An 8614-nucleotide genomic window follows, 5' to 3' on the forward strand; every position below is an offset into this window, starting at 1 on the left:
TGGCCTGAGCAGTGGTGCACAGAACTTCGTACTCGGTGGTGCACTCAGACGAGTACGTGGACAACCCTCGTGCTTCCCGTGCTGCGCCCAGGGCGGCGGACCCTCGTGCTTGTGGCAGTCGGGCTTGTGGCCGCCGTGATTGCCTCCACCGCCAGGTCCCGCAGGACCCTGGGGTCCTTCAGGCCCTTCAGGCCCTTCAGGCCCTTCAGGTCCGGCAGGACCGCTGGGTCCGGCAGGCCCGGTGGATCCGGCAGGCCCGGTGGATCCGGCAGGCCCGGTAGGTCCGGTGGATCCGGCAGGACCGCTGGGTCCGGCAGGTCCGCTGGGCCCCGCAGGTCCCTCAGGCCCTTCAGGTCCGGTGGATCCGGCAGGCCCGGTAGGTCCGGTGGATCCGGTAGGTCCGGTGGGTCCGGCAGGTCCGCTGGGTCCGGCAGGACCGCTGGGTCCGGTAGGTCCGGTGGGTCCGGCAGGTCCGCTGGGTCCGGCAGGTCCGCTGGGTCCGGCAGGTCCCTCAGGTCCGGTGGATCCGGTGGGTCCAGGGGGACCCGTGGGACCGGGGGAACCCGTGGGGCCAGGGGGCCCGGTGGGGCCAGTCGCGCAGATCGGCGTCGTGATGACGTTGTCGTCCAGCGTTACCGCGCCGATCCTCGCAAGGGCGCGGCCCTGGATCTCGGTGCCCGTCGTTACCGTGATGGACTGGTCGGCCATGATGGTGCCCACGAATTTGGAATTGGTTCCGAGAGTGGCGGAACTGCCCACCTGCCAGAACACATTGCAAGGCTGTGCACCGTTGACGAGGATGACGCTGCTGGCCGAAGCGGTGGTCAGCGTCGATCCGGCCTGGAAGATGAAGACGGCGTTGGGGTCACCCTTGGCGTTGAGTCGGCGGCAGCGAGTTCACGCTCGGCCTGGGCAGCCGTGACGGCTCCCAGCCGCTGGGCGGGCTCCGCGCTCGTGGTGGGGGCGAATCGCTGGCGGCGCAACGTTCGGCGGCCTTCGCGTCGGAGCGCAGGCGCCGGGCGCGCTCCGCGCGTGCCTCGCGCAGCGCCTGCAGCTGCTCGGGGGTGGCCGCGTCCGCGAGGTGCGCCGGGCCGAGGTGGCGGCCGCGGGCGTCGCAGACCTCGATCTCGTGATCGTGGTGGGGCATGTAGCGCACGCGGACCTGGCGGCCGGCTTGGCCGGTCGTCCACGCGGCGGTGTAGGTGCGGCCGCGCCAGCTCACGCCGTGGCTGGTCAGCTTCCGGGGCCGGCCGTCGTCTTCGAGGGTGAAGGCCCACAGGTCGGCGGCGGGGACGTCCGTGATGGGAGTCGGATCGGCCTGCCACGCCTCCAGCGGCGTACGGCCCGACAGGGCTTTCGGGCGGTGCACGGCGTTCCACCAGGTCGTCCACTCCAGGACCTCCGCGGTGAAGTCCTGGAACGACAGCGCGGACACCGCCCCCGCAGTACGTCCGCGCCGCTCCGAGCGGGGCCCGGTGGGCCCGGCGGTGTAGCCGGGCAGGGCGGCGAACAGCATCCGGTCCGCAGCCCGGTTGAGGCTTTCCACTGTGCCCTTCAGATGCGGGCTGTAGGCGGGCAGGTCCTTGACCGTCACGCCCATCGCGCCGAGCGCGGTGGTGACGGCGGCCGACAGGAAGTCCTTGCCCCGGTCCATCCTCACCAGTTCCGGCACTCCCCCGGCCGGGCCGTAGGGCTCGTCCCGCACCACTGCGGCGCGCAGGGCGGCCAGTACCGACGCGCGGGAGGGATGGCCCGGGGTGACAGCGGTACCGGTGATGACCTTGGTGGCGGTGTCGATGAACCAGGTGATCCACGGGCGCACCAGGTCGCCGTCGGCGTCGACCAGCAGCGGGGCCTGAACGTGGTCGGTCTCCCAGGCGTGGTTGCGCCATGACGGCGGCCGCTTGCCGAACACGTCATGGGCGCGTGCTGCCGCCGGTCCGATGGCGAGACCGGCGCGCTCCCCCGCCGTCAGATCGCGGCGCAGCGCGCGCAGGAACGTCGACAGGGACGGGACCGGATCCAGCAGCGGCACCTGCGACAGGGCTGCCCCGCCCGGAACAGCCACCAGGTCCGGCGGGACGGACACGCCAGTACCGGACGTCTGCGCGCGTACGCCCCCTGCCTCGGCCGCGGCGCGCTCCATGAGCTGGCGGTGGACTGCGGAGGCGTTGCCGTGCCAGTACGCCAGCAGCACCCGGATCTCCGCGGTGATCTCGAACCTGCTCGTGTGGCGGGCTCCGGGGTGCGCAGCCGCCGCCGGGCTCCGGGACGCCTCGGCCAGCCACCTCCACACCGTGCGCTCCGACGCCCCCAGGCACTCCCCCGCCAGCCGCACGTGCTGCCGAGAAAGACCGCCCCGGGCCCGCAGCGCCAGCAGGCGGCGCACCGCAGGTGCCCGCAGCGCAACCAGCGACTGCTTCCCGAGCACGCCGGCCGGATCCCCCGGCGGCGGAAGCCGCTGCCCTCCCTCGTCAACACCGTGGCCGCCGTTGATGTCCTGCGGTCCGCTGTCCGTCATCGCGCCGTTCCTTCTCCTCGCTGAACGGGGTGAGGTTCTCTGCCGCCGGAACCGGTGCGTCCCGGGCACGTGAGAGGGGCGGTCATGAGTACGGACCGAGCCGGGCGCAGGCCTGGTCGATCGCGTCCCTATCCACGCCCGCGCCAGGGTCGCGGCCCCGGGCGGCGCAGACATGCGAGGTGATCTTCGCCCAGGTACGGAAGTTGCCGCGGGCGGTCTGCTCATCCGCCCGCCCTAGGTCGGCCGGATCAGCGTCCTCCCACACCGGGTGGAACAGACCCAGCGTCCGCGGCACGTCCTCCGTGTCCAGGCGGCTGACCTGGTGCCAGGTCAGTACCCTCGAGCGCATCGCCGCTGCCCGGGCCAGCGCCCGCTCACTGCCCGCCCCGCACAGCACCAGGGCAGCCGCACAGCCCGGCGAGTCCCACAGCTGCCGCAGGTAGTCCAGCACCGGCGGCGACAGACGCTGCGCGTCATCCAGGAACAGCACACCCGGCTCGGCCAGCGCCTCCGCTAACGCCTGGTCCGCCGGACCGGCCCGGTGGGTCAAGGACCCCGACGGCAGCCCCAGCGCCTCACACAACGCGGCCCGCACCTGCGGCAGCCCAGGCCCGACCCCCACCACCGCCCGCCACACAGGCACCCGGCCCGGCAGCAGATGCAGAGCCTGCTCGACCGCGACCGTCTTCCCCAGCCCCGTATCCCCGTACACACAGCCGATCCCCCGCGCGGCGGCCGTATGCCCCACCGCCTCCACCACCCCGGCCACCTGCCGCGTGGACACCAGCCGCGCCCCCGGCGCGTACAACCGCACCCCACCCGGCACCCGGGCACTCGCAGCAGCCTTCACCGCACCGTGCCGTTCCTCACCACCCGTACCGGACGGCATGGCGTCCGGGCCGTCCACCACTGGCGGCCCGTCCGCATCTTCTGCGAAGCCGAGTTCGGCCAGTGCCCGGTCGTACCGGCTCGGCTCCACACGGCCCGACGCCGCGCGGGCGGCCTGAAGCACCCGGCCCGCCCGCAACTCGTCCTTGATCGCGCGGTGCAGCGTCGCCAACGACGGCACCGCCTCGACACCCCACCGCTGAAGCACGCCCTCTTCCTGTGCCCGGAGCATCCTGCGGCGCAACTCGGCGACGTTCCCGCCCACCTGGGTGAGCACCTCCCACAAGGCATCACCCACCATGAAGCCACCCTGGCGCGGCCGGGCCTCCACCCGCCCCTCGCGTCCCTCGGCCAGCCACCGCCACACCGTCCGCTCCGTGACCCCCGCCAAACCGGCCGCGATCCGCACGTGCAGCGACGACAGACCGCCCTCGCCCCGGTCCACGGCCAGCAGCCGCCGCACCACCACAGCCCGCTCCACCCGCCCGGCCACCGCCAAAACAGCCGGACCCGGCACCGTCTCCCCCACCGAGGTTCCCGAACCCGTCACAAGGGCAACCCCACCGCCCCGGCCACCCCCTTCACACGAAGACCGGCAAACCCAACACAGACCGGACCGCGACCTGCTAACCACACCGTGACAGCCACCCGGTCACCCCATGACAGCAGCGGTCTCCCACCCGCGACCGCCGACCACCCGGCTAACCGCAGACATCTGTCGAAAGTGGCTGCTGTGCAACGCCAAATCCTTTGCTGGCCGCCCGTATTGTGTGGTGAAGTGCCCCATGGGCTCCCGCACGAAGCGACGCGAAGCGCGCAACAAGAGACATCGCCGTTCCGTGCCGGAGACGCTGGTGCTCGATCCGCACGCGCAGGTCATAGCGGATTCCTTGACCACCATGACCACGCTCATGGCCTCCTTCACTGGCGACGACCCTGCATCTGAGGCTGACACGGCCTTCGCCACGGCGATCGAGGAGTTCGTCGTGGAGGTGCGGCGTTTCGACGCGATGCGGCTTATCGAGGTGGCTCGTCAGCGATTCTTGCCGATGGCCCGCGAGGGCGAGATACCTGTCACTGCGGAAGCGGGCGCGGTCTACGTCGAACTGCTGGCGCTGATTGCTCTGACCGCCCGGCAGGAGGCAGGGACGACGGTCGGGCCCGAAGCCGGATTTCAGGAGATGAGCCACTTCGTCTCCGGCGCGAAGGAAGAGCTGAGCAAGGTCCTCTACCTTGCTCAGCTGCGTTCATTCGCGCGTGCTGACCCGAATGACAAGCTCGCCATGGTGTCTTTGTTCATTCGGGGCGCCGAAGTATGGATGCGCAATCCGTCATATCCAGAAATGGTAGAGGAAACCAATCTGGCGCTCCTTGACGGCGTTGAGAGCGTCCGCGCAGCCCTGCAGGCGCAACTGGGCTTCGACGCCGCGGATGCAATAGCCGTCCTCAACGCCTGCCACGACCTACAGCAGGACAGACTGAACGACCGCATTGAGGCGATGGGCAATGCGGTCCTGGACGCGATGGCGGCGGAGGAAGAAGGCCGGGCGGACAGGCAACTGACGGAGCAGGCCATGCTCAGCGTCACGTCGATGTTCGAGCCACCTGCCGAGCAGGCCACTGTCACGATCGACGACATCGTTGCGCATACGAGCCTGCCGGAAGAACGTGTCCGGGCCGTTGTCGAGCGGTTCCGCCTGGACCTGGGGACGGACAGTCCGATAGATGTCGTCGAGGCGTTCACCAGCGGAAGGAACCCGCTGCGAACACGGCCACTCATCGTGGGCACAGACGGGCGTCTGATGCTGCCGCACCCGGCGTTGAACGTGTTCGCTGTGCGGGAGAACCTCGAGGAACACCTGAAGAAGACAGCTCCGGTGTGGAGCCAGTACGCCAAGCATCGCGGAGACCTTCTCGAATCCCGCACACACGCCGCGCTGGAGCGTGTCCTTCCCGGCGCTCGTTTCCGGGACGGATTGGAGTACTACCTACCCGCGAGCGATGATGAAGCTGAGGCCGCCGACCCGTCGAAGTACACCAAACGGGCCGAGGGCGACCACCTCATCGTCCTCGACGATGTCGCCATCATCGTGGAGGACAAGGCCGTCGCTTTGAGCGCCCTATCCCGCGGGGGCAAGGCGGCACGGATCCGTACCGACCTGACCGGCATCATCACCAAAGCAGCCGACCAGGCCGGGCGCATGCGCGACGCCATCGAGCGGGACGGCGGCCTCCGCACCAAGAACGAGGGATGGATCGACCTCAGCCAAATCCGTGAGATCCACACCATCGCCGTCAGTCTCGATGACATATCAACGGTCCTGACTGCCACCGCCGAGCTGGTGCGGGCCAGCCTGCTGGCCGAGGGCAACATTCCATGGACGGTATCTCTGCACGATCTCGAGCTGATCACCGAACTGGTGGCACGTCCGGCCGAGTTCCTGCTGTACCTGCGTCGGCGCCGCAACCCCGACGTCACCGTGATGTTCCACGCGCCCGACGAAATGGATCTGTTCCTGTACTTCTTCGAGGCAGGCCTTTGGGTGGAACCCGACCCTATGCAGGTGCGTGCGGCGTTCCCCTTCCTGCCCGAGCCGGCCACAGCCGAACTGCGCCGCTACCGAACAAGAAAGCCTGCGTTCCTGACCAGCCGAACCGATGCTCTGGACCAGTGGTTCCACACCCAAGGCCGCGACGGCGCACGCTCAGCACTGGCGCCCAAGCCGGCGATGGTGCCATCGCCGCTCGCGCCACTGGTCGACGAGTTGCAGTCCCGCAATGTCACTGGATGGCTGAGCATCGGCGCCACGCTGCTATCTGGGGCAACCGACGTGCAGCACAAATTCGCCCGCTACGGCGACGAACTCCTCGACAGTCCGAGCCCCAAGGGCCGTAGCCTGACAGTGCCGCTCACGGCCAGCGTCGACCCTGCAGAGGGCTGGCTGTTCGTGTGGGCCACCCGCCCAGCAGGAGCCGACCCCAACGAGACCGACGGGAGGCTCCGCAATTATCTCCGCGCCAAAATGCATCAGCTCGATCTACCCAGAGGCGTCGTCTTCCTCTACGACCAACCGACCCGCAAGCTCCTCGACATCTGTTACAACGGGCACACCGGGCCGCTTGATGCTGCGCTGACGGCCAGCTTGTCGACCCTGCGGCCGCCCTCAGAGCTCCATCGCTCAATCCACCCGAACGCCAAGCGACCGCAAGGCGGCACGAGAAACACAGCACGGCACAAACGGAAGCGGTAGGAACGACTCTCGCCAGAAGCTCCTCCAGCGACACCAACGCCGACGATCATGGGCCTACGTCACATCTCGACGCACTGCACGGAGCCGCCCGCGTCGGTGACCAGCCGGATCCGCGAGACAGGCTTGTGCGCCTTCTGCGGCCATCGGCTTCGTCCCGACGCGCTCGGACAGATCGCCATCGCGGTATGCCGACAACACTGGCCTACGAAAACCCTCGATAGGAACAGCCACCCCCACGACAGCCAACCCGCCCCGTCCCAGCCGCAAAATGGCAGCCACTTGGTCACCTCATGACAGCAGACCAGCACACGCCACAGCACATGAACAGGCAATCAACAACCGAACACGGCTGACGCACAACCAGCGCCACCAACACGCCTACTCACACAGCAGGAGCGGCTGACCCAGCTGGGCGTCCCACCCGCTGAGACGCCGTCTCCCGTCCCGGCCGCCGAGGGTGCGACGGAAGAGCCCGAGCAAGGCGCAGCGGGCGTTCCAGCAGGGCCTGGCAGCCCTCGCGCAGTGGATGGAACGGGAAGGCGCCCACCGGCCTGTACCCCGCGGGCACAGCGAAGAGATCATGGTCGACGGCGAGGCAGAGCCGGTGGCCGTGAAGCTGGGCGTATGGATCTCCAACACCAAAACGAGGCGGGACAAACTCAACGCGGAGCAACTCGACGCACTACGGAAACTCGGCGTGGAGTGGGCATGACATCGCCGTCGTCCGGCCGTTGAGTCGGACCACACGCGACCCCGGGACGTCGTGACCCATGGGCCTCCTGCCGTCGATCGAGGCGGGTAGCGAACTCGCTGTTCAGATCTGTCCATTCGCCCCATACGCGTTGGGAGGGTTTCCCCATGAACATCGTTGAGAACGTCGCGTCCGGACTCTTCGTCGCACTGGCTGCCTGGGGCGCCCGGTGGGCCCGGCTCGAATGGCGTCGGCGTCGAATCGCTCGCGCTGGACGGCGTAACCCCGCTGCCCGCTGATACGACGAATCCGCACGAGAGAAGGGCAAGAGCCACATGGGAGTCATCGAACGGCCGGACCTACCACCCGGCGCTCGCCGAGACCTCAACCAGGAGCTGCACACACTGCATCGCCGGGCCGGGCTACCCAGTGTCCGGGAGCTGGCCAAAGCGGTCGGCAAGAGCGCCAGTGGCGTTCACAACGCGTTCCGCCTGGCCAAGGTGCCCGAACAGCGTCTGACGATGGCCATCGTCGATCGGTTGACGTTGTGGGTCCGCGACTGGGGTGTGGGCATCAGCCAAACGGCCGGTATCGAGAAGACCCTCCGTCGGTTCGAACGGCTCTGGCACCAGGCCAAGTACGAAGAGGAGGCACTTGCCGGCCAGGGTGAGCCGCCTCGCATGTCCGACGCCACCCGAAGGCTCCTGTTCGCGCTCAGCCCGGAGTGCTCCATGTCCCACCCTACCCGGCAGCTCCCGCAGCCCCACGACATCGTCGCCCTGGAAGAGCCCGCCGCGACGAAACCCCCGGCGTGCCTCCGTAAGACCGGCCTGCAGCCGGAGTCCCCCAACCCCTGGCATTTGATCCATCTGTGCCGCGGCTGCCAGCGCCGCCGCGAAACCGGTGAACTCACCGAACCAGAACTCCGTGCGGCCCGCTCTACTCTGGACCGGCGCCCGGGTGCGGCCCGGCACTACGCCGCGTACCTCGACCAGATGCTTCTGGGCGCCGAGGGCGTCATCGACATGAACGTCGCTGGGGCCGCTCTCGCGATCGTCAAGGCCGATCCGGAGATGGCAGCAACCCCGTATGCCCTCAACCACGGGGAGGTTGTGGTCGATCGCACCCACGGTTGCCTGCAGTGGGGACACCACCCGTGCGAAGACGATCACTAGCACAGGTGACCTCCGGGACGCTCGTCTGAGGGGCCTCGCGTTTTCCGGACGGGCTTCTGACCGTTTATTTCATGCGGCGATTCGCAAC

6 protein-coding genes are annotated in these 8614 nt (G+C 68.9%); 3 read left to right on the top strand and 3 right to left on the bottom strand.

What is annotated here, in order from left to right; all coding sequences use genetic code 11:
* The 3 genes from IE265_RS39445 to IE265_RS37860 all read right to left on the bottom strand — a co-directional run.
* Positions 1–849 (bottom strand): ice-binding family protein (locus IE265_RS39445; RefSeq protein ID WP_190040346.1); only part of this gene is annotated, 849 nt, incomplete at its 3' end.
* 16 nt (positions 850–865) lie between these two features.
* Entirely contained in the window at positions 866–2521 is a 1656-nt protein-coding gene (locus tag IE265_RS39195; RefSeq protein ID WP_190040343.1) for a TnsB C-terminal domain-containing protein, read from the bottom strand.
* 82 nt (positions 2522–2603) lie between these two features.
* Entirely contained in the window at positions 2604–3938 is a 1335-nt protein-coding gene (locus IE265_RS37860; RefSeq protein ID WP_190040344.1) for an ATP-binding protein, read from the bottom strand.
* Between the two features lie 310 nt (positions 3939–4248).
* Between IE265_RS37860 and IE265_RS37865 the strand changes: the two genes are divergently transcribed.
* The 3 genes from IE265_RS37865 to IE265_RS37875 all read left to right on the top strand — a co-directional run bounded on the left by IE265_RS37865 (position 4249) and on the right by IE265_RS37875 (position 8526).
* Positions 4249–6660 (top strand): preprotein translocase subunit SecA, encoded by a 2412-nt coding sequence (locus tag IE265_RS37865; protein ID WP_229916962.1) that lies wholly within the window; start codon positions 4249–4251, stop codon positions 6658–6660.
* A 457-nt stretch (positions 6661–7117) separates the two neighbouring features.
* Complete coding sequence (locus IE265_RS37870) at positions 7118–7372, top strand: helicase associated domain-containing protein (protein WP_397663729.1); 255 nt, start codon at positions 7118–7120, stop codon at positions 7370–7372.
* Positions 7373–7686: 314 nt separating this feature from the next.
* Positions 7687–8526, top strand: a complete 840-nt coding sequence (locus IE265_RS37875) for a ParB/RepB/Spo0J family partition protein (protein WP_190040345.1) — start codon at positions 7687–7689, stop codon at positions 8524–8526.
* The last annotated feature ends 88 nt before the right edge of the window (positions 8527–8614 follow it).

The sequence above is a fragment of the Streptomyces fructofermentans genome, from assembly GCF_014651055.1.
Lineage (GTDB): Bacteria > Actinomycetota > Actinomycetes > Streptomycetales > Streptomycetaceae > Streptomyces > Streptomyces fructofermentans.